Origin of the sequence: Gordonia neofelifaecis NRRL B-59395 (assembly GCF_000192435.1) — a bacterium.
GTDB lineage: Bacteria > Actinomycetota > Actinomycetes > Mycobacteriales > Mycobacteriaceae > Gordonia > Gordonia neofelifaecis.
Genome location: NZ_AEUD01000015.1, coordinates 1 through 25583, shown reverse-complemented (window position 1 = coordinate 25583; position 25583 = coordinate 1). Strand labels below are relative to the sequence as shown.

Below are 25583 nucleotides of genomic sequence, written 5' to 3'. Positions count from 1 at the left end.
CTCACTCGAGAGCCGGACTCACCCGAGAGCCGGACTCACCCGAGAGCCGGACTCACCCGAGAGCCCGAATCACCCGAGAGCGTCGTCGATCGGTTCGGCGACCAGCTCGCGCTGCCAGGGCCGCGCGCCGTGGGCGGCCAGCCATGACCCGGCGTCGTCGCCGGCGAGGCCGTCCCAGCACAGATTGCGGAGTAGATCGGGCGCCAGCAGGTTCTCCTGCGGAATCCCGATCTCCTCGGCGATGGTCCGGACCACGGGCCGGACCGCGTTGGCGCGCGCGGCGGCTTCGGGGTTGCGCTGCTCCCAGCGGTTGTACGGCGGCGGCCCCACCTGCGGGCTCTTCTTCGACGGCAGCTCGGACTCCGGAAGGCGCTGAGCCGTCGAGATCGCCCGCATCCAGCGGTCGGCCTGTCTGCGCTGTCGCGGTCCGCCGAACACCGGCAGTCTCGTCAGCGCCTTGCCGTCGACCGGATTCGCGGTGGCCGCGGTGATGATCGCGGAGTCCGGCAGCACTCGCCCGGGGGCGACGTCCCGAAGTGCGGCGAGCTCCTCCCGGGCCGTCCACAGCTCGCGTACGACCGCCAGCTGTCGTGCCGAGCGCAGATCGTGGATGTTCGATGTCCGCCGCCACCTGTCGGGCTTCGGCGCCGACGGCGGTCGTGCCAGCACATACGCGAATTCCTGAGCCGCCCACTCGTCGCGCCCGGCCTCCGACAGCGCGTCGGCGACCGCGTCGCGGAGTTCGACGAGCACCTCGACGTCGAGTGCCGCGTAGTTGAGCCAGTCGTCGGGGAGCGGGCGGCGGGACCAGTCCGCGGCGCCGTGACCCTTCGCCAGACCGAGGTGGAGGAACTCGGCGACCATCGCCGCCAGGTTGACCTTGGGAATGTTGAGGAGCCGCCCGGCCAGTTCGGTGTCGAACAGAGTCGTCGGGGTGAAGCCGAGTTCGCGCAGGCACGGCAGATCCTGGTCGGCGGCGTGCAGGATCCATTCGGGACCGTCGAGTGCGTCGATCAGCGGGGACAGCGCGTCCGGATGGCTGATCGGATCGATGAGGAAGCTGCCCGACCCCGCGCGCTTGAGCTGCACCAGGTAGGCGCGCTGCGAGTATCGGTAGCCGCTGGCCCGCTCGGTGTCGACGGCGATGGGACCGGTTCCGCGGCCGATGAGCTCTGCGGCTTCGGCGAACTCGTCGGGTCGTGAGAGCACGGTCGGCACGCCGTCGTGCGGGCGGGTGAGTGGCGTGATCTCCGGTGCGCCCTGGTCCGACGGGCCGGCCGCGACCCCGGTCACGACGGCTGGACCGGGCCGAGCGCGGTGACGCCGGCCGGTGGCAGCCCGGCGGCGGACGCGAGTACCTCGCAGAACGCCTCCAGGTGGGCGGCGAGTTCGGCGCTGGTCGCCGTCCACGACGCCCGCAGTTCGAGCTGATGGGCCTGCGGCGGTCCGGCGATGTCGCCGTACCGCACCGAGGTGGTTGCGGTCACCGTGCCGCCGAGCGCGCGGACCGCGGGTTGGTCGGCGCCGAGGGCGGGCGTCGACTCCGTGGCGCCGTCGGGGACGCCGAGCGCCTCCGACAACCAGGTCCACGCGACCTGTGGAAGCAGGGGATCGGCGGCCAATGCCGCTTCGACCTCGGCTTGGATGAAGGCCACCAGGCGGAACGTGCCGTTCCAGGCCTCCTGACCGGCGGGGTCGTAGAGAAGGACGAGGCGGCCGTAGGCGCTGCCGGACGAATCCGTCGGGACGAGGCCCGGATCGTTGATCTCCGCCGGGCTGACCTCGACGCCGAGGGCGTAACTGTACGGCGCCAGGCGCTGCGGCGGGCGAATCGAACCGATCTCGATCTCGCGTCGCACGGCGGCGTCGTGAAGAGAGGCCACCGCATCGCGGAATTCGGCGGGCTCGCTCGGGGCTCCAGATGTGGTCACGGCGTCAGGTTAGGCCCCGGCTCAAGCCAGTTGGCGGAGGCGCGCCGCAAGCTAAGACGACGATAAGTGAGCGGCCTCACGGCCGGATGGCTTATGTCCTGTCGGAAGTGGCAGAGTTGTCGGCATGACTTCGATTCGAGGCCGCCGCTCGCCGAACCGGATGCCGTTGATCGCCGCCGCCACGGGTGGCAGCCCAGCCCGTCGGCCCGTGTGGTTCATGCGCCAGGCGGGCCGTTCGCTGCCGGAGTATCGGGAGATCCGGGCCGGACGCGGAATGCTCGAATCCTGCTTCGACCCGGAGCTCGTCGCCGAGATCACCATGCAGCCGGTGCGCAGGCACGACACCGACGCCGCCATTCTGTTCTCGGACATCGTGGTTCCGCTGCGCGCGGCGGGCATCGACCTCGACATCGTCGGCGGAACCGGACCGGTGATCGCCTCGCCGATCCGTACGGCGGCCGACGTCGCGTCGATCCCGCGTCTGGATCCGGCGGCGGTCGGGGCCGTCACCTCGGCGATCGGTTCGATTCTCGCGGAGCTCCCCGACGAGAAGTCGCTGATCGGCTTCGCCGGGGCGCCGTTCACGCTCGCCTCGTACCTGATCGAGGGCGGACCGAGCCGCACCTACGAGCACACGAAGGCGATGATGCTCGCCGAACCCGAACTCTGGCACACCCTGATGGGACGACTCACGGACATCACCATCACCTTCCTGCGAGCCCAGCTCGACGCGGGCGTCGACGCGATGCAACTCTTCGACTCGTGGGCGGGGACGCTCTCGAAGTCGGCGTATGAGGAGTACGTGGCACCGCACTCCACCCGCGTGATGGCCGAGGTCGCCGAGTACGGCGTTCCACGCATCCACTTCGGTGTCGGCACCGGTGAGCTGCTCAGCTCGATGACCGACGTCGGCGCGGACGTGATCGGCGTCGACTGGCGCATCCCGCTCGACGAGGCCGCGGCCCGCGTCGGGCATCGGGTCGCGGTGCAGGGCAACCTCGACCCGACGGTGCTGCTGGCAGGTGACGACGCCGTCCTCGAACGGGAGATCGACCGGATCGTCGCCGCGGGTCGTCGAGCCGTCGACGCCGGTGCGCCCGGGCACATCTTCAACCTCGGTCACGGGGTGCTGCCGAACACCGACGCCGGCGTGATCACGCGGGCGGTCGAGCTGATCCACTCGCTGTGAGCCGGTCGCGGCGCGTCGCGGTGATCGGCGCGGGTGTCTCCGGACTGACCGCCGCGTATCGCCTGCGCCGCGAGTTCGGCGACGACATCACGATCGACGTCTACGACGAGGCCGATCGGCCCGGCGGACTGCTGCGGATGGCGGACGTCGGCGGCACCGCGGCGGACGTCGGGGCCGAGGCGTTCATCGTCCGGCGCCCCGAGGCGTTGCAACTGGTCACAGAACTCGGTCTCGCGGACCGCATCGTGTCGCCGGGCCCGCTCCGTCCCGCCATCTGGTCGGGCGCCGCACTGCACCCGCTGCCCACCCCAGCCCTGATGGGGATTCCCGCCGCACCGGCTTCGGTGGCGGGTCTCGTCGACGCCGCGGATCTCGAGCGCATGGCCGGCGAACCCGACGCGCCCTTCGCATGGACGCCGGGCGACGATCCGTCGGTCGGCGAGCTGGTCGGCGAACGCTTCGGACGCTCGGTGGTCGCGCGCAGCGTGGACCCGATGCTCGGCGGCGTGTACTCGGCGCTCGCGGATCAACTGGGTCTGCGCGAAGCGGTACCCGCTCTCGCACGTGCGCTCGACGACGGGGCTCCGTCGTTGACGGCCGCGGTCGACGCGGTCCTCGCTGCGGGCGCGAGCGGCACCGGCCCGGTGTTCGGCGCGTTGCGCGGCGGGTATCGGGAACTGGTCGAAGCGCTGCTGGCGGCCGGCCGCGCGGAAGTCCGTTACGGAACCGAGGTGGTCGGTGTGCGACCCGGCGCCGCCGGGGTCACCGTCACCCTCGACGACGCGGCCGAGGGGCGGGCCGTCGACTACGACGCGGCCGTGATCGCCGTCCCGATCTGGTCCGCCGCCCGACTGCTCGCCGACGCTGCTCCCGATGTCGCATCGGTGTTCGGCGACGTCCGCGCGGCCGGTTCGGCGGTCGTCGCTGTGGCCGTCGCCGAGGAGACGCCGCTGCCCGAGCATTCGGGAGTCCTGGTTGCGACCGACGCCGGCCTTCGGATCAAGGCCGTCACGCTCAGTAGTCAGAAGTGGCCGCATCTGCGATCCGGTCCGGTCCGGACCCTGCGGACCTCCTTCGGCAGGCTCGGCGATCCCGTCGTCTCGACCGACGACGAACTGATCACGGCGTCGGTGTCGGACCTCGGCACGCTGTTCACGGCCGCCGGCCTGCCGGCGCCGGAGATCGTCGACGCCGTCGTGCAGCGGTGGCCCGGCGGGTTGCCGCACTATGCGCCGGGCCATCTCGCTCGCGTGCGTGAGGCGTTCGCCGCGGTGCCCGGCCGAATCGGTGTCGCGGGGTCCGGCTACGCCGGGGTCGGAGTCCCCGCGTGCATCGGGACCGCCGAGGCTGCAGTGGCCGGAATCACCGCCTACCTGCACACCTGACGTTCCGGCGCTCGAAGCGCGGTGGCACGATGGAGGCATGACTCGCCTCGATTACGCCGAATTGAATGCAACGATCCGCTACCTGATGTTCTCGGTCTTCACCGTGCGTGCGGGCGAGTTGCCGGAGAGCCGCGATGAGGTCGCGGCCGATCTGGAGCGTTTCCTCGACGAGGTCGCCGACAAGGGAGTCGTGGTCCGGGGCATCTACGACGTCGCAGGCATGCGCGGCGACTCGGACTTCATGTTCTGGTGGCACGCGGAGACTATCGAGCAGTTGCAGGACGCGTACTCGACCTTCCGTCGCAGCACCATCCTCGGCCGTGCCTCCGATCCGTTCTGGAGCGGCTCGGCGCTGCACCGGCCGGCCGAGTTCAACAAGAGCCACATCCCGGCCTTCCTCGCGGGTGAGGACCCCGGCGCGTACGTGTGCGTGTACCCCTTCGTGCGGTCGTACGACTGGTACCTGCTGCCGGACGCCGAGCGCAGGCAGATGCTCGCCGACCACGGCAAGGAGGCTCGCGACTACAAGGACGTCCGCGCGAACACCGTGCCCGCGTTCGCCCTGGGCGACTACGAGTGGATCCTGGCGTTCGAGGCCCCGGAGCTCCATCGCATCGTCGATCTGATGCGCGACCTGCGCGCCACCGAGGCCCGCCGTCACGTTCGCGTCGAGATCCCGTTCTTCACGGGACCGCGCGTCGACCCTGCGAAGCTGGCGCACTCCCTGCCGTGAGTCAGGCCGCGGCTACTCGCCTTCGAAACTCAGACTGATGGAGTTGATGCAGTAGCGCAGATCGGTCGGGGTGTCGTAGCCCTCACCGGCGAAGACGTGACCGAGGTGGCTGTGGCAGTTGGCGCACAGCACCTCGGTCCTCGTCATTCCGAGGGAGTCGTCGACGCGCTCGATGATCGCCTCGCCGGCGAGCGGCGAGAAGAACGACGGCCAGCCGCAGTGCGAGTGGAACTTCGTCGTGCTGCGGAACAGTTCGGCACCGCAGGCCCGGCAGCGGTACACGCCGACGTCCTCGGAGTCGGTGTACTCGCCGACGAACGGTCGCTCGGTGCCCGCTTCACGCAGGACATGGAACTCCTGCGGCGTGAGGCGTTCGCGCCACTGCTCGTCGGTGAGATCGGACAGGTCGGCGGGCTGCTCGGAGGTCATGCCGTCCAGGGTAGCGCTCAGGCGGCGGACACGGCCGTGTCACCTGGAGAGCCGTCGGGGGAGCCGTTCTCGGGACCATCGGGGGAGCCGCCGAGCGCCTTCGCCTCACGCAGGTCGAGGTAGCGGAAGAGCAGCACGCAGAACACCGAGATCATCAGCAACGACCATCCCAGCGGAACCTTGTTGTACTCGAGGTAGCGGCCGAACGGCTCCCACTTCTTGGAGTCGAAGACGTCGAAGGTCATGCAGCCGTACACGCCGAGCCAGGCGGGCCAGTTGCGCATCGTCGAGCCCTTGAGGAACACCGTCATCAGCAACGGGAACAGCAGCATCGAGTAGTAGCCCTGGCCGAGCGAGCCGACGAGGAACGTGGTGCCGAGCAGCACGCCGGACGATGTGGTCAGCCACAGCAGTTCGTCGGTGCGGCGGTAGTACTTGTACAGGAACCACAGGGAGAACACCGCCATCACGACGAAGGCGATGCGCATCAGCCAGGCGAGCCACGAGTCGATGCCGAAGTAGGCGGCGTTTCCGGTGATGGAGCTGTTGTAGTAGTCGCGGGTCTCGCCCAGGTACGGGACGGTGCGGTTCACGAAGTCCATCGGGTCCTTCGAGAGCGGCCACGCCAGCACGTTCAGGACGAGTGGGACGCCGATCGCGGTGATCAGGATCTTCCACTGCCGGTTGAACAGGACGAGCAGCAGCAGCGGCGCCAGGACCGGCTTGACGGCGATGGTGAGACCGATCGCGACGCCGGCCCACAGGTCGTGCCGGCTCATCATCAGCATCATGAACGCGATCATGCCGAGCAGGACGAAGCCGTTGAAGTTGGTGAAGATCAGCGTGTGCGCGACCGTCTCGGTGCTGAAGAAGAAGAACAGCACGGCCGGGAACACCCACGAGTCGTAACTGAACCCGAACATCCGGGTCAGCAGGTAGGCGCACACGACGAGCACCGCCACGCTGACCGCGATGAACAGCCACCGCGCGTACTCGGGATTCAACACAGCCAGGGGAGCCATCAGCATGGTCCCCGACGGCGGATACAGATAGTGCGGGTCGACGGTGCCGTAGTTCTCGTTGTAGACCGGCAGGCGGTTCAGGAAGTTGAACGCCGCGTTGTAGACCGGGGTGAAGTCGTCGGTGCGGTGACCGTTGACGCCCAGGATCAGCGACCGCTGGATGATCATCATGACGGTGATCGGCCACAGGATCAGCGAAATGATGCGCTGCGACTCCACACGCGGATACAGGTAGCGCTCTACAACGTTCACCCGCGCACCGTACTACACGAGGGTGTCAGGCCGGACAGGCGCGTTCGGTCGGCGCGCCCAGTGGAGCGGAACCGAGATACTCGCCGATCAGATCGCCGGCACAGCGCGAGTTGGCGGCCACCGAGTAGCCGAGGCCGTCCCAGGTCACGGTGGTCGGGGCGGTATTGGCCGCGAGCATCAGCGGAGTCAGGTCGGCGGCGGCGTCCGCACCGTTCACCGGGTCGTTCCGGCCGACGAGAATGAGCGGATTCACGGCGAAGTGGTCGGGTGCGGGAGGGCTGTCGGTGACGCCCCACCCGTCGCAGCGGACCAGGTCCAGCGCCGTGGTGGTCCCGGTGAGCGGGCTCTGCCCCGACCAGTCGCGGGCGATCGCCGGGATCTCGTCGGTGCCCGGCCGGCCACGCATGTCGTTGCATCGAGCCACCACCTGGCCGTCGGCGAGCCGAAGGGAACGGGCCGCGTCGGACAGTGCGCGCAGGGCGGCGGTGTCGCCGCGGTCGGCCGCGGTGAGGGCCGCACTGAGTTCCTTCAGCCCGGCGGGCGAGGTGTCGCCGACGGCGAGTGCGGTCGTCACGGCGTCGAGCACCTGTGTATCCGACAGCGCGTCGCCCTGTCCGGCCGCGCCCGTCGACATCAGCCTGCCGAGGGTGGCGGCGCCGTTCGCGCCGAGTGAGCAACCGGCGCCCGCGCACCGCTGCAGGAAGGCGGTCAGGGTCGCCTGGAGGCCGCGGGCCCGGCTGGCTGCGGCGGCTCTGGCGTCGACGTTGTAGCCGACGGGGGAGTCGAGCACGAGGCGCCCGACCTGATCGGGATGGGCGGCGGCGAACGCCAGCGCGACCGACGACCCGGTGCCGACCGAGAGCACGGCGAGCCGGTCGACGTCCCACCGCTGCCGAAGCTGTTCGAGGTCCTCGCCCGCGGCCGCCGCCGAATACGCGAGCTGGTCCGGGCTGAGCGTGTCGTTGCACTGGTCGGCGCCGGTGCGCGCCGCCTCCGACAGCTTCTCGGCGCGTGCGGCGACGTCCCGATCGTCGCCCGCGGCGTTGGTGTCATAGGTGCCGCGCTGCGTCGTGGTCATGCAGTCGATCAATCCCGAGGTGCCGATTCCGCGGTGGTCGACGGCGACGATCGGTTGACGGTCGAGCGCCGCGTGGCCGTCGCCGGACGCGAACGACAGCAGCGTCCGCGAACTGGGCATGTCCTCGCCGCTGGTCAGGACGAGCGGCACCGCGTCGGCCGGCGTGGCGGCGGTCTTCGCGCGGACCACGCCGATCTTCACGGTTGCGCCGCCGGGCTTCGACGGGTCGACGGGCGCGTCGTATCGCGCGCAGTCCAGTCGGACGCCCTCGGGAGCCTTGACGCCGTACCGCTCGGCGATCTTGCCTGCGCACGGGCTCCAGTTGAGGTCGTTGCGCGGCGCCTGAAGCTCCGGCTGGCGTGGCACCTCGGTGGACTTCTGGTCGCCGTGGTCGCCGCGCACGATGTCCGGGCCGGTGTCCGGTCCGACCGCGCACCCGGCGACGAGGGCGACGGACGTGAGCACACCCGCGGCCACGGCACCTGCGGATCTGCGACGGCCGGATCTGTGACGGCGACCGTGAATCTGCATGACCGCGAGCCTAGTCGTAGGTGTGAGTCGGCCGGTCGACGGCGCGCTCCCACAGCTGGAACAGGTAGCCCTCGTCGTCGCCGAGCAGGTGCCGCACGCGCATCGGTGCATCGGCCACCGCACCGCGGGCGATTCGGGGCGCGTCGCCGCCGGTGACGATCGGGCTGATCGTCAGCGCGAGCTCGTCGAGCAGTCCGGCCGCCGCGAGCTCTGCCAGGAAACGGGGACCGCCTTCGCACAGCACGCGGCGATGGCCGCGCGCGGCGAGCTCGGCGACCAGCGCATGCGGGTCGACGGTCGACCGACCGCAGTCGACGATGCCGGCACCGGCGTCGAGCAGTGCACTGCGGGCCTCGTCGGGTGCCTCGCTGCAGGTGGCGATGAGGACGTCCGGATGGGTCGCAGTGGGGTAGTCGACGGGGAGGTTCAACGAACGCGACACCAGGACGAGCAGTGGTACGGCGGACTGGCCGCGTTCGGCGCGCCCGGCGGCGTAGCGCGGATCGACGGTCGGCGGGTGATATCCCTCGGCCACCGCGGTGCTGGCGCCGACCACGATCACGTCCGCGAGCGCGCGCTGCAGGTGGAACAGCTGCCGGTCGCCGTCGGAACCGAGCGATCCGGACTTGCCGTCGGCGGTGGCGGCACCGTCGATGCCCGCCACCATGTTGGCCCGGATCAGTGGCCGCTCCGACGCGCCGAAGGCATACATCCGCTCCAGTTCGTCGGCTGTGACATCAGTCGCTTTCTGCAGAATGAACATGAGTCCATCATGGGGCCGGTCGTTACCCTTGCCTAATGCTGGCACGACTTAGCGATCGGAATCCGGTCCTGGCTCCCGACCAACTCATCGGTGAGATGATCCCGCCGACGATGTTCGACGAGGTGAGCTTCGACTCGTACATCCCCGACCCCAACGAGCCCAGCCAGACCGCCGCGGTGAACGCCGCACGCGACTTCGTCGCACGGGCGTCGAAGGTCCGCGCCGGCGGAAAGAAGAGCTTCTTCCGCAAGTCCGCCGCGCCGCAGGGCATCGGTCTGTACCTCGACGGCGGCTTCGGCGTCGGCAAGACTCACCTGCTGGCGTCGATCTACCATGCGATGCCGGGTCCGAAGGCGTTCGCGACGTTCGGCGAGGTCACCAACGTGGTCGGTGCGCTCGGCTACATCGACGCCCTCGAGCGGCTGTCCGGTCACAGTGTGCTGTGCATCGACGAGTTCGAGCTCGACGACCCGGGTGACACCATGGTGGTGTCGCGGCTGCTCACCGAGCTGACCGCACGCGGCGTGTCGATCGTGGCGACGTCGAACACTCTGCCCGGGCAGCTGGGCGAGGGCCGGTTCGCGGCCAGCGACTTCCTGCGCGAGATCCAGAAGCTGTCGTCGATCTTCGAGACCATCCGCGTCGACGGCCCGGACTACCGGCACCGCGACCTGCCGCCGGCACCCGAACCGATGACCGACGAGGAGCTGGAGCGTCAGGCCGAGAACACCGTCGGCGCCACGCTCGACACGTTCGACGAACTGGTGGAGCACCTCGCCAAGCTGCACCCGTCGAAGTACAAGTCGCTGGTGGACGGCGTCACGCTGGTCTGCGTCAAGGATGTCCGACCTGCCCCGGATCAGGCCGTGGCGCTGCGTCTGGTCGCCCTCGCCGACCGGCTGTACGACGCGGAGATCCCGGTGAGCATCTCCGGCGTCAAACTCGACGAGCTCTTCACCCCGGAGATGATCGCGGGCGGCTACCGCAAGAAGTATCTGCGCGCGACCTCGCGTCTCTTGGCGCTGTCCCGGTTCGCGGAGGCGAACGACTGAGGCGGCGGCGATGATGCTCATTCTGCTGTCGCTCGGCGCAGGTGCCCTGCTGGAGTACCTGCCGCCGGTCATCCACGGTTCGAGCGAGGCCGTCGATCGGCCACGCCGCATCGGTTACATCGACGAAGCCCAGCGGCATCTGCTGGACGCTCCGTTCACCGGGCCCGAGCATGAGCGGCTCGTGCGGTTCGGCTACGACGTGGTGAACATCGACCTTCGACGCGGCGGCGTGGAGGACCTCATCGACTCCGTCGACGCGCTGTATGTGTCCGGTGGCGACACCTTCGCGCTGATGTCGGGACTGCGGCGCAGCGGTGCCGACACGCTGATCGCCGATCGTGTGCGCGGTGGACTGCCGTACGTCGGACTCAGCGCCGGGGCGGTCGCGGCCGGGCCGGACGTCGAGCCTGCGGCCCTGATGGACGACCCCGGGCTGGGACTCGACCTCGAAGACTTCCGCGGACTCGGACTGACCGAGACCGTGGTGATCCCGCACGCGGACGGCCAGCTGCCGCCGTATCCGACCGAGCTCATCGACCGGACGCTCAACGAGTACGGCGACCGCTTCACCCTGTTGCCGCTGTACGACGATCAGGCGCTGATCGTCGACGACGCCGGGTCGCGAGTGGTGCCGTCGACGGAGCCGGTCCTGTAGAGACCTGAGCTAACAGCCGCGGGCGAGGACGAAGTCGTGCTCGATCGCGCCGTTCATGTCGAACGTCTTGGTGCCGATCTGTCGGAACCCCATCTTTGTGTAGTACTTCTTGGCCCGCTCGTTGCCGGAGTGCACGCCCAGCCAGATCAGGGTCGCGCCCCGGCTGCGCGCGGCGTCGACCGCCGCGGACATCAGCGCGTGCGACGGGCGCAGTTCATTGTTGGCGGCGTGATGGGCGGGCAGCACGTACATCTTCGAGATCTCGGTGACCGTCCGATTCGCGATCGCCTCGGATCCGGCGGCGGCCGCGTCGACCGCGGCGAACACGTCGGGGTCCGTCGGGATGTCGTGGACGAGCAGGGCGTACCCGATGATCGGGCCGCTCGGTCCGAGGCGGGCGATCAGCACCTGCTTCACCGGATCGGTGAGGTACTCCGAGAACCGCTCGGCGGACAGCACCTGTTCGATGTGCGCGGCGATGTTCTCCGGAGTCGAATGCGGCGGGCAGGCCAGCGGAAAGGTCGCCGCGGCGACGTCAGCGATCGTCGGTGCGAGCGACGGGTCGACGGCGGTCTCGACGACCAGCGCGGTGCCGTCGGGAGTCTCGGTGCGGGAGGGCTGCGGCGTCACATATCGATTGTGCCCGTTCGCCGGACGCGCCGCATATGCCGCCGGGCACGACATTCCGTGACTGGGCTGGTCCAATAGACGCCAGAACCTCGACTGCCGCATCGATCGTGAGGATGTCCCCGTGGACCCGTTGCTCGTCACCCTGTTCTCGACCCGGATCGACACCGACCTGACCGCGGAGGCGTTGCTCGACCAGCTGCGCGCCGACTGGGGTGAACTGCTGAATGCCGAGTTCGACTCCGTCGTGGTCGGGATCGAAGAGGTGTCGGACGATCCGGAGGCACCGTCGTTCGGATTGAGCGTTCAGTTCGACGATGTGCGGGTCCTCATCGCGGACTTCGACGCGCCGTACGAGCTCGAGATCGCGGAGGCGGCGGAGGCGAGCCCGCTGTGGGACGCCGACTCAGAGCTTCCCGACGTGGATGGGCCGTCGCTCGTGGTCACGGTGCTACCGGAGGTATCGGCGGACGTGCTGGACGGCGACGAGGAGGCGGCCGCGGATCTCCTCTTCGACCAGGACCGTGACCTGATCGCGGAGGCGACGTTGATCTCGCGGGTGGTGACGTCGCTCGTCGCGTGCACCGACTCGATCCAGGCCGTCTACATGCACACCTCCGAACAGATCGCGGACCCGGCGGCCTACCGGGCCGCGGCGCTCGACGTCTCGCCGGATCTGCCGCTCATGCTGTGGGTCGACTTCATGGTCGCCGAAGAGGGCGGTGTCGTCTCCGGCGAGACGATCGGGATGTCGGAGCTCGGCCTGCTCGACATCGAGATCAGCGACAGCACCCTGCCCGCCGAGCACGTCGTCAAGGTCATCGTCGATACCGCCGTGCTGATGTACGACGACGGCCTGGTCATCGCCGACGGCGACACGCTGGAGAGCGAGGTCGGCCACTTCATCGCTCACATCGGCCCCTCCAAGTACGACCCGGACCACCTGGTCCTGCAGTTGGAGTCGGTCGCCGCGGCACCGGCGAACCGGGCCGAGCGACGGGCCGCGGCGCGCAAGAAGAAGCGCTAATTCCACCGCTAGTCGACGTCGAACCCGGACTGCTCGAACCCCAGGGTCGTCGCGTTCTCCGAGACCGTCCGACGTGCCGAGTCGTCGAAGCCGTCAGGGTTGTCGGCGCTGATCTCGATCCGGATCTCGACCCGTCCCGCCGTCGACGACAGGTGCTTCAGGATCTCCTGCTGGATGATGCCGAAATCGCGTGCGGGGAAGTCCGCGTCGAGACGTGCGGAACCGAAGTAGCGCCGCTTGGGAGCATCCCGCGGTACCGGGCGGGTGGTCGCGGCGCCACCTTCGCTCTGACCGGCGTCGGTCCCGGCCGTCATTCCGCCGCTCTCACCGCTCTCACCGCCCTCGCCGGCCTGGGCGCCCTCCCGGTCGCGCTGCTCGGCGATCTCCTTCTCTCGCTGCGCGTCTGCCGGTCCGGGCTTCACGATCAGGGTGCTGTCCGAGAGGTGCAGTGTCGCGTCGTCGCTCGGCAGATGGAGCCCGACGTACCGTTCAGTCTTCTCGTCGTACGCGTCGGCGAAGGCGAATCCCTGTTGGCGCCAGCTGATCTGGTCGTCGAGGACGGAGTAGAGGCCGTCGATGAGGACGTCGCGGTCGCGCAGGCGGGCCAGGTAGGGATATGTCGCGTAGTACCTGTGGAGGGTGCCGACTTCGAGATGGCCGGACGCCCATGCCGCGGGGAGCCGTTCGGTCAGGTCGAGCTGGATGAGGGACGACGAGCGGGCCAGCGCGATGTGGTCGGATCCGAGTTTGTCGCCGGCCCGGGTGTACACGTCGTTCTTGCTGCCGGCCACATTGACGACGTCGATCGAGTACGTGGCCTCACCGGGCTGCTGGTTCGGGCACAGGGCCCAGCAGAAGGTCTCGTTCAGGCGGCTGGCGACGATGTCGTCGCTGGCTGCCCGTCGATCGGCGGCCTGTTTGGTCTGCTGTCCGCCCAGCCCGTAGTCGTCGGCGTTGTCGGCGACGTGTTTCCACGCGAGATAGTTGCGGACCGCGTCGTCGAGCTCCCGCGCCCGGTTCTGGTCGGCGGCGAGGAAGACCAGTGAATTCTTGAAGGAGCGGATCGCGGTGCCGCGGTGTTCGAGGACGTCCTTGGCCCATGGCATGGCGGTCGGGGCCGACGATCGTGCGGCGTACGTGTGTTCCATCGGGACCACGACCAGCCGGGTGTCGGTCTCGTCGGGCACGTCCGCCGAGGACTCGGGGAACACATGAATGCCGGCGAAGGCCTTGCCCGGCGACGTCTTTCGCAGTTCGGTCAGGCGACGCTCCACCTCGGCCCACACGTCGGCGGAGGCGAGCCCGGCGGCGTGGTCGCGAGCCGTGCGGGTGATGTTGGCCTGGGTGTCGTACCAGTAGCGCGATGATTCCGTGTACAGGTACGTCGACTGGCTGGACAGGGCGTCGAGCGCTGAGTGGAAGTTGCCGGGCACGTCGCCCGGCAGCGCGGTGCCGAGGAACACGCGCTGCTTCTCCGCGCCCTTGTGCGCGGAGTGCAGACCCGGGGTGGCCGCCATGAACACGGCCCGGGAGAGTCGTTGTGCCACTTTGCGTTTGCCGAGGTGCTCGTTGTTCTTGTCGAGGTGGAACGGCACCGACTCGGGGCCGGCGACGTCCGTGTGGATGATCGGCTTGAACTGATCCTCGAGGTACTTCGTCACCTCGGAGACCACGTCGGAGTCCTCGAGCGGCACGGTGCCGGGCAGGATCAGCGCCGATGTGTTGTCCGAGCGCCACAGGGTGCCGACGACACGATTCATCATCTGCAGGACGCCGCGGGTGCGCTGGAAGCGGTCGAGCGTCGACCAGTCCTGATAGAGCCGGTCGAACAACTCGGGGTGGATCGGATAGCAGCGCTTGATGCGGTCCTCGTACTGCGAGTCGCGCACTTCCGAGGGGAACTCGGCGTGGTACTTCCGGTAGAACTCGACGATCGTCTTCGCGATGTTGGCGATCTTGGCGGACGCCTCCGCGTCGGGCGTGGAGAAGATGCGTCGCCGCACGATCTCGAAGCTCTCCTCGGCGTTGGCGGGCTGCCACTGGTCGGCGGTACGGCCAATGACGTGCTTGAGCGCGTTGAGGGCCTCGCGTCCGTACTCGCCGCCGACCTCCTCGTCGTTCACTTCATCGCCGTCACCGTCGGACCCATCGGTGCTCGACGACGCCGGAATCGAGATGACCACCTGGATGCCCTTGGTGGCGCGGGCGGCCTCGGTCAGGGTCTGCGCGAAGGTGAACTGGGTGTCGAAGTCGCCCGCGGGCAGCGGCTTCGGCGGGTCGACGAGCTGGCGCGCGTAGGCGACCCATTCGTCGATCAGGATCACCGCGGGGGAGTACAGCTCGAAGAGCTCACGCAGGTCCGCGCCGGGGTTGGTGGACGTGCGGTCGGACTCGGCGATGATATCGTACGCCTCCTGACCGCCGAGCTGCCAGGCGAGTTCTCCCCAGAGCGTGCGGATGTTCGGCCGGCCGCCCTCGCTGTTCTCGCGGGACGGCACCAGCTGGTTGCCGACGAGGGCGACGCGCCGGACGCCGTCGTTCAGGTCGGCGAGCGGCTTCGCCAACGGCGCGACCTCATCGCCGAACACATGGTTGTCCGCACCCGAGGCGAGATGCCAGAGCGCGAGCATCGAGTGCGTCTTGCCGCCGCCGAAGTTAGTCTGCAGGTTGATCACGGGCGAGGCGTTCTCATCGCCAGTGAGGCGTGCGACGTTGCGCGTGATCAGATCCCGCAGGCCCTCGGTGAGGTAGGTGCGGCCGAAGAATTCGCCCGGGTCGGTGTACTCGGACTTGTGGCCGCCGCTGCTCATCGCGACCGTGTAGAGGTCGGCGGCGAACTCGGCGGCGTTGAACCGGTCGCTCTGAATGTCGGGGTGCGGCGTCAGCACGTCACGCCACGCCGGCAGGTTCTCGGACCCGACCTGGAGCGCGGGCGCGTTGCGCGCCGCGCGCTCGGTGGCCTGCCGGGTGCCGATCGCGCGCACGTCGTCGCGCAGCTTTGCCACCTCGGCGGCTTCCTTCGGCGCGCCGATCGCCAGCAGGAAGCGGTGGCAGAGGTCGAGGTCGAACTGCGCGTCGTCGTTGGTGAAGTTCTCGTGATGCGCGAACCGGTTGCGCGCGTCGACGAGCTGCGTCGCCCACGACATCTGAGCGCGGCTCAGCCGCTTGCCGATCGGATCCCAACCCCGTCGGTACTTGTACGGGATGTTGTCGGAGAACATGCGCAGGCTGTCCGACGGATCGAGCGGGTTGTACTTCTTATCCGGGTGCGCGTTCGGTGCCCGCACGGCGCGGAGCACGTCGATCCAGCCGCTCGCGCCCGGCGGGAGACCGGGACCGAGCGTCTCGGTCAAGAAGCGGTCGACCGCGGGTCCGAGGAGCTCGAACGCCTGATGGATCCGGTCCCGGTTACTCGGCGCCACGGAGGTTCCTTTCGAAGTTCACATCGATACGGGAAAGCTGCGCACACCACAGTGTGTATTTGAGTCGAAGGTTAGCGCAGTGGTCGGACAATCTGGGCACTCAGGTCAAGGCTGTGTCACCGCGCCGCCGCGGATGCCGATCACAGCAGGACTTCCTGATGGACCGCGCCGCGCGCACCCCGCGCGATGTCACTCCACGCCGCGCCGAGGTTGTTGAAGCTGACGGCGAGCGCCGTGGACTTGCGGTCCTCGGCCAGTTTGAACAGGAGGCTGGCGAGTTCCCGGCACAGATCGGTGTCGATCGCGTCGGGCACCAGACTCAGCAGCGTCGATGCCGCCGGAATGCCCTCCGAGTCGAGCACCCGCACCAGGTGCATCACGATCTCCCACTGGCTGATCGACGAGTCGGTCGACGGGTCGTAGTCGACGGGCATGTCCGACGGTGCGATCAGCGCGGCCTTGCCGCCGCCCTTGGCCAGAATGCCGGATCGCTCCATTCCGTCGAGCGAGATACTCCGTGCGTTCGCCAGCGACTCCGCGTCGCCGAACTTTCCGCTGTCGAAGCCGTTCTGCCGGAACCAGGTGAGCGCGAAGCGTGTCGGCGCGTCGAAGTCGTTCTCGAGCTCGCCGAGCACCTCGTCGAGGATCGCATTGATCCGCTGCAGTGCGGTCCGCACCGTCATCTTGGACCCGTCGTCCTCCAGCACCGCGCTGTACTCGGAGAAGATCGCCATGCCCGGCCCGATCGCGGCCTGCGGCAGGTCGACCGGCGCGATCGCCCCCTGCTGCAACTCGCGCAGGTTCGTCGGCAGCTCGGTTCGCAGTCGCGCCAAGAACGTCCGACGGTCGACTCGGGGCGCCTCCTCCGGTCGCGGCCGCAGTGCCAGGACGATAGAGGAGGCAAGGGCGTTGGTGCCCTGGCTGAGCATGCGGTTGCCGAGCTCCGACCGCATCGGCCACGTTGCCGTGATCTGCCAGCCCGAGCGGATCATGCCTTCCAGCAACGTCTCCCAGCCGGTCGACGCCTGCCCGCCCTTCGACGAGTCCTGCTGCTTGAACGCGTAGTAGACGGTGATCGGGAAGTCCTCGTACGCGTGCTCGCGAGCGCGACGGAAGACCTCGCGGAACCCGTCCTCGAAGAACTTGTGCGCTCCCTCCTTACCGTCATGACGGTAGGGGTTGGCCACCAGTTCCTCGGTCTTCGGCACGAGCATGGTCGACAGGATCGACGGATGAATGTCCTTGAGTGACCGGCGAAGCCAGACGTAGAAGAAGTCGGAGAGGTCGGAGTAGCCGATGTTGTCGTAGTAGGGCGGGTCGGTTGAGATGATGGCGCGATCTACAACGGCATCCTGGGCATCAACCTGCTTCGCTGTGCCGGGGTGTCCATCTCCGATGGTGCGCTCGACTGGAAGTACAGTGCGCCGCAGTGCATCGGTCCAGTTGCCTGTGCTACTGCCGAAGATGTTTGCTTCGGCGAAGTCCCAGTTCATCGCTATGGCTTGGCGAGTAAACACATGGGCCGGAGCTTCCTGCTTAACACTGCTGTCCCACGACACAATCGCGGCATTGCGATCAGCGAGCTTCGAAACTACGATGCCCGCGATCGTCGCAACCGCATCCGCATAGGCAGCGGCATCAGACCCGCCGCCGTCGAGCCGTTCCCCTTCGGGCAGCCCGGCAGCGAGCGCGTCGCGCAAGACCAACTCGCGGGCCTCTCCGACCAGATCGCTGAACGTCGTCAGCGCCGTGAGTTGGCGTGGTGTGAAGAGTGAGGCGAAGGTCGTCATCCCGTAGTTCGGCGTCTTGAAGTCTCTGGAGTTCTTTGCCAATATCCCCGACGGCACATCATGCGGGGCAGGGACAGCCGCCGCGTTTTCATGCGCCACTGATGGCGCTGAGTAGACCCTCCGCCGCGTTCCCTCCGCAACAGTAGCCATCAACTGTTCGCCCATTCGGCCTGCGCGGCCCTCGGCGCGAATGTACTTCAGTTCCACCGCCGTCCCGCACCGAATGCAAGTCGCACCGGTCCGTCCGACAGTTCCGTCCGTCTCCTTCGTCGGCGCCTTCGCCGGATCGTGGCCGATCTCGTATCGCACGGTCTTGCCGTCGATTACGGGAACGACGTACGCCTCCTTGCCCTTTTTCTTCCCGAGCCACCAGGATCGGACGAGCGGCATCGAGATCTGGCACTCCGGATTCGGGCACGTGACCGTCCTCGCCCAGATCCAGGCGATCACCGTTGCCTCGCCACCATCGGGCAGGGTTGCCTTCGGGTACAGGTGTCCGATGCGCTTCTCGGCCTCGTCTCGCATCCACTGGCCGTAGCGCCGTACATCTTCAGCGAGTCCTGTTGCGCGAGGCCAGGTCTGAATGGATTCGCTCGCGGCACCCGGGAACACGGGCGGTTGACCCGCGAACTTCGGCGGGATCTCGATCAGCGCCTTGTTGATCAACACCGCGACAGGGTTCAGGTCGGAGGCATGAGCTTCGAGCCCGAGGCGCTGCGCCTCAAGAGGTATGGAGCCGCCGCCGGCGAAGGGATCGAGAATCGGCGGCGGATTGCCGTCCGTGGATTCCAAGATCTTCTGGTGTGCCTCTGCCAGGAGTCGCTCATCGTTGGAGTTCTCCCACACCACGAGTCGCTCGATCAGCTCGAACAGGTGCTTCCGCTCGGCGACCTGTTCAGCTTCGGTGGGGTAGAGGTCCGGTCGCGAAGCGGGATCGTCGACGAGCTGAGCGAACAGCACGGCGCGCGCCGCGGCGAGGGGCCGACGCGCCCACCACAGGTGCAAGGTCGACGGGTGCCCGTGACGGATCGACTTCTCCCGCGCCGACTCCTCGTTGATCTTCTGCAGCGGGATGCTGACCTCGATCAACTTACGTCGCTGAACATTGCTGTGTGCATCGGTGGACACGTGAACCCCTTGATGAAACGCGCGGCGGACCAGAACGTTCCAAGATATCGCACACAACAGTGTGCTTGACGGGCGGACCTGAGTCCTTCGCCTGTTTTGTCAGACCCTCCTCCTATCATCGAATGTAAGTTCGAGGTGATCGAAGGGGGAATGATGAATACGCAGGTGAGGGAGGGTTCGGGCTCGTCGGTGGTGGTCGAGGACGGGACGATCGTCATCCGGATCGTTGCTCCGGTCGCAGTCGAGGACTCGGGTCCGGGCGCTGCCGAGGTGTCGCGGGCCGATCGAGCCGCGTTGCTGAACTTTGCGGCGCGGGCCGACTGCTTTCACGGTTTGGTGATGTGGCACCGCTACCAGGCGGCGTACTCGCTGTACCGGGCGCGGCAGGCTGAGTTGGAGGCCGATCCGTCGGTGGATGCATACACCAGGCTGTTCGATCCGCAGTGCCAGGTCGCGAGCTCGTACGCGACGGTGGCGGGCGTCGGACAGTACGCGGGAGAGCTGTTCGTCGATCGGGCCATCGCCTGCTTCGAGCGGATTCCGGCGATCGGCCGGCTCATGCGCGACGGCATCCTCAACGTCTGCTGGTTCGTGCGGGCCGTGGAGCAGACCGCGTTGGTCGACGATGCCGATCTGCTCGCCTTCATCGATGCGGAGATCGCGCACCGGCTGGCCGGGATGGGTGGGCTGACGGCGAACCGGGTGGAGTCGACCGTCGCGGGGATCGTGGCCGAGCACGACCCGGACGCCGCGCTGCTGACTCGTGAGCAGGTCGCGTCGAGCAAGAAGGTGTCGGTGACGCCGGTCGCCGACGGTGTGTCGGAGATGGTGATCGTCGGCTCCACCGAGGATGCGGCGATTTCCCTCGGGGCGATCAACGCGCTCGCCGACCGGGTGTGCCCGTTCGATCCGCGGACCAAGCAGGCCCGCCGGTCCGACGCGGCCACCGCACTGCTGCAGCAGAGCCAGTTCACCTGCCTGTGCGAGCGGGACGACTGCGTCTCGGAGTTGGCGCCCGCGCAGATCGACGCGCGACGCGCCCAGGTGATGGTTCACGTCGTGGTGCGCAAGGAGACGCTCGACGGCGTGTCGCAGACTCCGGCTTACGAGGACGGCGTCGGCCCGATCTCCGCGCAGCACGCGCGCGAGGTAGTCAGCCGTCCAGATGCGGTGATCCGCGAGTTGGACCTGGACACGGTGATCGCCGACTGTACGCGACACGCCGGTCGGTACCGTCCGTCGGCGGCGGTCGACACGGCCGCTCGCGCCCTGTTCGGCACCTGCACCGTCGCCGGCTGCAACCGCCCGGCGTGGAAGTCCGACCTCGACCACGTCGTCGAGTTCGACCACGTCGACCCCAGCGCGGGCGGCCCGACCTGCCTGTGCAACCTCAATCCGAAGTGCCGTTTCCATCACGGATTGAAGACCCACGCCGAAGGCTGGGTCGACGATCAGATCGTCGACGCGAACGGTGTGATCTGGACCGAAGTCACCACTCCGGAGGGTATGACCGTTCGTCGGCAGGCCTTGAACATGTGGCTGCTGCCGGAGCTGGGACACATCCAGTGCAACCACGGCGTGTCGTTCGGCGTGTCGGATTCGTCCGCGACGCGCCCGGAAATGCGACACGCCGAGAGTGAACCGGAACGGGGCATGACTCGAACTCAGGCCAAGCACCGCTACCGCATGCAGATGCGTGCGGCCAACCGCCGACGGCGGGAAGTGGCCGTGGTCGCCGACGGCGAGCCGCCGTTCTGACGAGGCGACGCCACTCAGTGCGGTGGGGTGGCCTTCCTCCAGGCCTTGTGCCAATTGAGTTCGACGCCGCTCACGTCGGCATTCGCGAGGTCGATGTCGCGGAAGTAGTCGGTGAGGTACCGGACTTCGTCGTGCTCAGGACCGTCCGGGCTGACCGAGACCATCGCGAGCCGGTGGTTCTCACCGGTGTTCTTGCCCTGCAGTACCTGGTTGTACGACACATAGAACGTGTCAGCGCCGACGACACGCCCCTTCACCTCGATGTACACCGACGGCGCGCGACCACCGTCGGCGGACGGCGCGGGCACCGAGAGGACGTCGTACCCCGGATTGTTGTGCGGCATCTCCTCAGCTGTCCGGCCGAGGTCGCGCTCGGCGCGCAGCACCGCGTCGACGGCGCGCCGGTCGGTGACGGTCGTGTCGACGGCGTGTCGGCTCACGGCGTCTGAATCAGCCTGCATCGCTAGCATTCCCGCCGGGACGACGAGCATCGCCGTCACGATCCGCGGCGGTCGAGCGGTGAGGGCGCGCTCGTCGGCGAGTTGGCGCAGCCGACGCCCGAGTCGCGCCTCCAACTCCCGAGCCTGACGTTCGAGTCGTTCCGGACTCATTCGCCGCTTCTTGGACGGTTTGCCCGCGGCGGTCTCCTCGCGTCGGCGCGCGACTTCGGAGTCGAGGTAATTGATCTGCTCGACGAGTCGAGACCGCACGGCCTGCTCGGTCCGTTCGACCTCCGGCACCACGCGTTCCCTGATCTCGCGCAGATGCTGTGGAACCGCACTGCCTGCGGCCCAGGAGAGCGCGCTCTCGGTGAGCGACTGCGCCATGAACGAGTCGAGCCCGGGTGGCCGAGCATCGTCCGGCAGCGGTCGCAGGTCGAGGTGGGGCGCGGGACCGGCGTCGGAGATCGTGCCGTCGGCGGCGACGGAAACGAATGCGAAACGCTTGTCGACGACCGCGCCGGTGCCGTCGACCACCTCGGAGGTCACGGCGAAGACAGCCCTCGGCCGGGTGCCCGAGTCCGTCGGGTCGAGGAGAGTGGCACCGGCCGCGAGTCCGGCGGCGCTCCCGTCGAGCACGGAATCGATCACCGCGTCGAGCAACGGGTGCCCGGGCGCCAGGAGTTCGGCGCGGACCGGTCCGGACGAGACAGCCGCCGGCTCGAAGGTTACTCGCTCGTACGATCTGGTGACCGGGCGCCCGGCATGCTCTCGTCGAATGTCTCGATGACGAAGCGGCGCAGGCACGTTCGTGATCTGGAATCGGTGCCGTTCGCGCTTGGCGAGCCGTCCGCCGTATGTCGCGAACGCGTCGGCGAAGAACTGGGCGATGTAATGCGGCTGCAGACGCCGAGCCGTGGCCTCGTCCATCGCTCGTCGGAGCCGGTCCATCTCGATCGGGTCGAGCGTCTCGCGCGCGAGGGCACGTTCGGTGATGAGCGTGTCGCACCCCGATGCGACCTCGGCGTCGACGATGCGCTCGATCTCATCGATGCGCGCGGGATCGTCGCCGTACAGCACCGCATCCCACAGCAGGTCCCGCAGCGGTCGGCCCGCGAACGCCTCGTCGCCGAGCACATCGAACAGCTTGCCGCCGTACGCCGCTCGCTGCTGCTCCATCTTCGCCAGCAGACGCGTATAGACCTGGCCCTCGCGCGTCTCGGCGGCGACGATGTTCCAGAGTCGGCAGACGTTCTTCTGACCGATGCGGTGGATGCGGCCGAATCGCTGCTCGAGACGATTCGGATTCCACGGGAGGTCGTAGTTCACCATCAGGTGCGCCGCTTGCAGGTTCAGGCCCTCGCCGGCGGCATCGGTCGCGACCAGCACCAGACGGTCGGGTTCGTTGGTGAACTGCTCGCGGATCGCGACGCGGTCCGCGCGCCGGGTGCCGCCGTGAATCGTCAGGACGGCGTCGTCCGACCCGAGCACGTTGCGGATCTGCGCGGTGAGGTAGTCCAGCGTGTCCTTGTGCTCGGTGAAGACGATCAGCTTGCGGGGTCGGCCGCTCTTGTCCCGCAACAGCTTCCGGTCCGTGAGGAGGCCCCGCAGCTCGGACCACTTACGGTCGATCCCGCGGTCGCGCACCCGCGTCGCGAGTCCGACGAGGTCTTCCAGGATCGCGATCTCCGTGTCGAGCTCGACGACGGTCCGGGCCGCGGTCGCCGCGTCGACCACTTCCTCCTCGATGCGTTCGTACTCTTCGGCGCTGTACTCGTCCGGATCGTCGAAGGCGTCCGCCGGCGGCAGCGGAGTCCGGTCGTCGACCGGGATCCGGCCCGCGATCAGATCGGCCCGCCGTGACGCGAGTCGGTCACGACGGCGCTGCAGACTCCGCAGCACCGCGTGGGTGCTCGACGCGAGCCTGCGCTGCAGGACGGTGAGCGCGAATCCGACCGTTCGTCGTTTCGGCGAGTCCGGAGAACTCTGAGCGCGGTTCATCTCGACACGCACGTACTGGGTCACGGCCTCGTACAACTCGGCCTCGCCGTCCGACAACTCGTAGGGGACGGTCTCGGCGATGCGTTCGGGGAAGAGGGGGCGGCCCTCGAACGTCAGCAGTTCTTCCTTCACCATCCGCCGCATGAGCCCGGACGTGTCGGCCACGGCATCCGACTGCGGCCGGCCGGCGAACCGGTCCTCGTCGAGCAACGAGAGGAAGAGCTGGAAGTTGTCGTCGTTGCCCGCGTGCGGTGTCGCGGTCATCAGCAGCAGATTCCGGGCGACGCCGCCGAGGACGCGGCCGAGCTTGAACCGCTCGGTCTCCCGGACCTCGCCGTCCCAGCCCTGCCATGACGCGGACATGCGGTGCGCCTCGTCGACCACGACCAGGTCCCATTCGCTGACTTCGAGATGCGCGACGAGGTCGGGATCACGCGCCAGCTGATCCATGCGCGCGATCATCAGCGGATGAGCCGGGAACGGATCGCCGTTCGGGCTCGCGTTGATGAGCTCGCGGGTCAAGAGGGTAGCGGTGATGCCGAACTTCACGGCCAGCTCGTCCTGCCACTGCTCGACGAGTCCGCCCGGCGCCACGATCAGCATGCGGGCGAGGTCGCCGCGCAGCAACAACTCCTTCGCGTACAGCCCGGCCATGACGGTCTTGCCCGCGCCGGGATCGTCGGCGAGGAGGAACCGCAGGGGAGTGCGCGGCAGGAGCTCGCCGTAGACCGCCCGGATCTGGTGCGGCAGCGGGGAGATGTCGCTCGTCCCGACGGCCGCCATCGGATCGTGCGCCCCCGTCATCGAGATGCGGAGCGCCTCGGTCGCCAATCGGAAGGCTCGCGGGTCGGCATCGAACGTCCAGGATCGCTCGAAGTCCTCCTCGACGACGATCGACGCGACGTCGTCGGCGAACAGCATCTCCTCGCGTACGCCGAGACGGTCGTCGCGCACGACCACCGTCGCCGCCGTACCGTTGGGGGTCACCGCGACGAGCTGGACCGGTTCACGCCAGCGCCCCGACAGTCGTTGCCCGGGACGGAGATCGGAGAGGGAGCCGAGGATCATGTGCACACTTTAGTGGGCACGTCGGACAAATCGGGGACCGAGTCCCCGCGGTACGAGCTACTTCCGCCCGAACCAGCGACGCTTCTTCGGCTGGGGTTCGCTCTCGGGTGCCTCCCACTCGGGGAACTCCTCGCCGACGAACTCCAGCGACAGCACGGTCTTGTCCGCGTCGACCTGCGACGGCGCATGGTGCGCGACGATCTCCGCGGTCTCGGTGGCGCCGAGTGTGTCGCCGTCGCCGATCACCGGACCGTTCTCGAGGAGATAGATCGCCGTGTTGATGATGCGGCCGAAGGTGTCCTCAGCCGACTCGTGCGACTGCACGATCTCGACGTCGGGCAGCCCGAGCATGTCGAGGCCGCGCGTATGGCCGGTCATGACACCGTCGGGCCGCGGTGCGACATTGAGGGCGACCCACGCGGGGAGCATCGGTTCCGGCAGCGTCTCGATCGCCAGGTCCCGGAAGAGGGGCGGCAGGATCACGTGGTTCGCGCTGCCGAAATAGACGGCGACGACGGTCTCCGACAGGCCGACCGCGGCGGCGATCACCTTCGACAGCAGTGCGGCGTCCGCGAGGCCTTCGACGTGCGTGGTCTCCCGACCGGGGCGCAGGACGGAGACGATGGTGTGGGCGGCGTAGTCCGCGGGCGCAGGCGTCTGGTCCGGCCAGAGGCGGCTGTACGCGGCGATCTCGGTGAGATCGTCGCCGACGGGTTCGGGAGTGCCCAGCAGGATGATCTGCTGGTCGCCGTAGGTCAGCGACAGCGGGGAGGCTTCGGCGGTGCGCCTGCCTGCCGGCGCGTCGTCGACAGTCAGCAGCGCCGCGTCCAGATCGGGGAAGTCGCTCAGCATCTGCGTGGCGAGTCGCTCGCCGGTCAGGTCGGGATCGAGGCGGCTCTGAAACAGCATCGCGAGGCTGGGCACTGGAGTCTGGTCCTTCCGTGTGGGCGGGTGCGGGTGCTGACGGAGTTCCGACGGACGCGGAACCCCGTCAATCCTGCCATGTCGGGACGGTCGTGCCTGGACGGTCGTGCCCGAACGCGAAGAAGCCCGCCGGAATCCGGCGGGCTTCTTCGATGGTGCGCGATACAAGGATTGAACTTGTGACCTCTTCCGTGTCAGGGAAGCGCTCTCCCACTGAGCTAATCGCGCGGGTATTGAATTCTGTCGGTGGAGGTGGCGACGGGAATCGAACCCGTGTGCACGGCTTTGCAGGCCGTTGCCTCACCACTCGGCCACGCCACCAGGTGAATTTCCGAGCGGATGACGGGATTCGAACCCGCGACCCTCACCTTGGCAAGG

Annotated in this window: 18 protein-coding genes and 2 tRNA genes; 7 read left to right on the top strand and 13 right to left on the bottom strand. The window is 68.2% G+C overall.

The window, feature by feature from the left end; translation table 11 throughout:
- Positions 1-69: 69 nt before the first annotated feature.
- Positions 70-1293, bottom strand: coding sequence for a ribonuclease D (locus SCNU_RS15625; RefSeq protein ID WP_009680365.1), 1224 nt, complete (start codon positions 1291-1293; stop codon positions 70-72).
- Positions 1290-1931, bottom strand: coding sequence for a DUF3000 domain-containing protein (locus SCNU_RS15620; protein WP_083812621.1), 642 nt, complete (start codon positions 1929-1931; stop codon positions 1290-1292). Before SCNU_RS15620 ends, SCNU_RS15625 begins: the two co-directional genes overlap by 4 nt.
- Positions 1932-2091: 160 nt before the next feature.
- On the opposite strand from SCNU_RS15620, the gene hemE reads away from it, so the two are divergent.
- The 3 genes from hemE to hemQ are packed head-to-tail and all read left to right on the top strand — an operon-like array spanning position 2092 to position 5238.
- Positions 2092-3120 carry a uroporphyrinogen decarboxylase gene (hemE, locus tag SCNU_RS15615; protein WP_009680363.1) on the top strand — a complete coding sequence of 343 codons (1029 nt, stop codon included), beginning with the start codon at positions 2092-2094 and terminating at the stop codon, positions 3118-3120.
- Positions 3117-4505: a protoporphyrinogen oxidase gene (gene hemG / locus SCNU_RS15610; protein ID WP_009680362.1), complete on the top strand. Its 1389-nt coding sequence runs from the start codon at positions 3117-3119 to the stop codon at positions 4503-4505. Before hemE ends, hemG begins: the two co-directional genes overlap by 4 nt.
- A 37-nt stretch (positions 4506-4542) precedes the next feature.
- A complete protein-coding gene (hemQ, locus tag SCNU_RS15605; protein WP_009680361.1) occupies positions 4543-5238 on the top strand; it encodes a hydrogen peroxide-dependent heme synthase in 696 nt (231 codons plus the stop codon).
- Between the two features lie 12 nt (positions 5239-5250).
- On the opposite strand, the gene msrB is transcribed toward hemQ, so the two are convergent.
- The 4 genes from msrB to SCNU_RS15585 form a co-directional block, all read right to left on the bottom strand.
- Positions 5251-5667, bottom strand: a complete 417-nt coding sequence (gene msrB, locus SCNU_RS15600) for a peptide-methionine (R)-S-oxide reductase MsrB (RefSeq protein ID WP_009680360.1) — start codon at positions 5665-5667, stop codon at positions 5251-5253.
- A 17-nt stretch (positions 5668-5684) separates the two neighbouring features.
- Positions 5685-6941 carry a glycosyltransferase family 87 protein gene (locus tag SCNU_RS15595; RefSeq protein WP_040518610.1) on the bottom strand — a complete coding sequence of 419 codons (1257 nt, stop codon included), beginning with the start codon at positions 6939-6941 and terminating at the stop codon, positions 5685-5687.
- A 25-nt stretch (positions 6942-6966) separates the two neighbouring features.
- Positions 6967-8496 carry an alpha/beta fold hydrolase gene (locus SCNU_RS15590; RefSeq protein ID WP_009680358.1) on the bottom strand — a complete coding sequence of 510 codons (1530 nt, stop codon included), beginning with the start codon at positions 8494-8496 and terminating at the stop codon, positions 6967-6969.
- A gap of 64 nt (positions 8497-8560) precedes the next feature.
- Positions 8561-9313, bottom strand: a complete 753-nt coding sequence (locus tag SCNU_RS15585; protein ID WP_009680357.1) for a dihydrofolate reductase family protein — start codon at positions 9311-9313, stop codon at positions 8561-8563.
- 35 nt (positions 9314-9348) lie between these two features.
- On the opposite strand from SCNU_RS15585, the gene zapE reads away from it, so the two are divergent.
- Positions 9349-10365 (top strand): cell division protein ZapE, encoded by a 1017-nt coding sequence (gene zapE, locus SCNU_RS15580; protein ID WP_009680356.1) that lies wholly within the window; start codon positions 9349-9351, stop codon positions 10363-10365.
- A gap of 10 nt (positions 10366-10375) precedes the next feature.
- A complete protein-coding gene (locus SCNU_RS15575; protein ID WP_009680355.1) occupies positions 10376-11020 on the top strand; it encodes a Type 1 glutamine amidotransferase-like domain-containing protein in 645 nt (214 codons plus the stop codon).
- A 9-nt stretch (positions 11021-11029) separates the two neighbouring features.
- Here the strand turns inward: SCNU_RS15575 and SCNU_RS15570 are convergent, their stop codons facing one another.
- Positions 11030-11650: a GNAT family N-acetyltransferase gene (locus SCNU_RS15570; protein WP_009680354.1), complete on the bottom strand. Its 621-nt coding sequence runs from the start codon at positions 11648-11650 to the stop codon at positions 11030-11032.
- Between the two features lie 121 nt (positions 11651-11771).
- On the opposite strand from SCNU_RS15570, the gene SCNU_RS15565 reads away from it, so the two are divergent.
- Positions 11772-12674: a DUF4261 domain-containing protein gene (locus tag SCNU_RS15565; protein ID WP_009680353.1), complete on the top strand. Its 903-nt coding sequence runs from the start codon at positions 11772-11774 to the stop codon at positions 12672-12674.
- An 8-nt stretch (positions 12675-12682) separates the two neighbouring features.
- On the opposite strand, the gene SCNU_RS15560 is transcribed toward SCNU_RS15565, so the two are convergent.
- Together SCNU_RS15560 and SCNU_RS15555 are read right to left on the bottom strand one after the other, a co-directional pair.
- Positions 12683-16096, bottom strand: a complete 3414-nt coding sequence (locus SCNU_RS15560; RefSeq protein WP_009680352.1) for a DUF499 domain-containing protein — start codon at positions 16094-16096, stop codon at positions 12683-12685.
- 140 nt (positions 16097-16236) lie between these two features.
- Positions 16237-19014, bottom strand: a complete 2778-nt coding sequence (locus SCNU_RS15555) for a DUF1156 domain-containing protein (protein ID WP_009680351.1) — start codon at positions 19012-19014, stop codon at positions 16237-16239.
- Positions 19015-19167: 153 nt separating this feature from the next.
- Here SCNU_RS15555 and SCNU_RS15550 point away from each other — a divergent pair, with 153 nt between their 5' ends.
- Positions 19168-20772, top strand: a complete 1605-nt coding sequence (locus SCNU_RS15550) for a DUF222 domain-containing protein (RefSeq protein ID WP_040518631.1) — start codon at positions 19168-19170, stop codon at positions 20770-20772.
- Between the two features lie 14 nt (positions 20773-20786).
- Here SCNU_RS15550 and SCNU_RS15545 read toward each other — a convergent pair whose 3' ends face one another.
- The 4 genes from SCNU_RS15545 to SCNU_RS15530 form a co-directional block, all read right to left on the bottom strand.
- Positions 20787-24281, bottom strand: a complete 3495-nt coding sequence (locus SCNU_RS15545; RefSeq protein ID WP_009680349.1) for a helicase-related protein — start codon at positions 24279-24281, stop codon at positions 20787-20789.
- Between the two features lie 57 nt (positions 24282-24338).
- On the bottom strand, positions 24339-25205 hold the full coding sequence (locus tag SCNU_RS15540; RefSeq protein WP_009680348.1) for a DUF4261 domain-containing protein: 867 nt from the start codon (positions 25203-25205) through the stop codon (positions 24339-24341).
- Between the two features lie 153 nt (positions 25206-25358).
- Positions 25359-25433: transfer RNA gene (locus tag SCNU_RS15535), tRNA-Val, on the bottom strand.
- 19 nt (positions 25434-25452) lie between these two features.
- Positions 25453-25526, bottom strand: a tRNA-Cys gene (locus SCNU_RS15530).
- Positions 25527-25583: the final 57 nt, after the last annotated feature.

Coding starts and splice junctions, on each gene's coding strand:
- hemE (WP_009680363.1), top strand. CDS start 2,092: ATGCCGTTGATCGCCGCCGCCACGGGTGGCAGCCCAGCCCGTCGGCCC.
- hemQ (WP_009680361.1), top strand. CDS start 4,543: ATGACTCGCCTCGATTACGCCGAATTGAATGCAACGATCCGCTACCTG.
- msrB (WP_009680360.1), bottom strand. CDS start 5,667: ATGACCTCCGAGCAGCCCGCCGACCTGTCCGATCTCACCGACGAGCAG.
- SCNU_RS15585 (WP_009680357.1), bottom strand. CDS start 9,313: ATGTTCATTCTGCAGAAAGCGACTGATGTCACAGCCGACGAACTGGAG.
- zapE (WP_009680356.1), top strand. CDS start 9,349: ATGCTGGCACGACTTAGCGATCGGAATCCGGTCCTGGCTCCCGACCAA.
- SCNU_RS15575 (WP_009680355.1), top strand. CDS start 10,376: ATGATGCTCATTCTGCTGTCGCTCGGCGCAGGTGCCCTGCTGGAGTAC.
- SCNU_RS15550 (WP_040518631.1), top strand. CDS start 19,168: ATGAATACGCAGGTGAGGGAGGGTTCGGGCTCGTCGGTGGTGGTCGAG.
- SCNU_RS15545 (WP_009680349.1), bottom strand. CDS start 24,281: ATGATCCTCGGCTCCCTCTCCGATCTCCGTCCCGGGCAACGACTGTCG.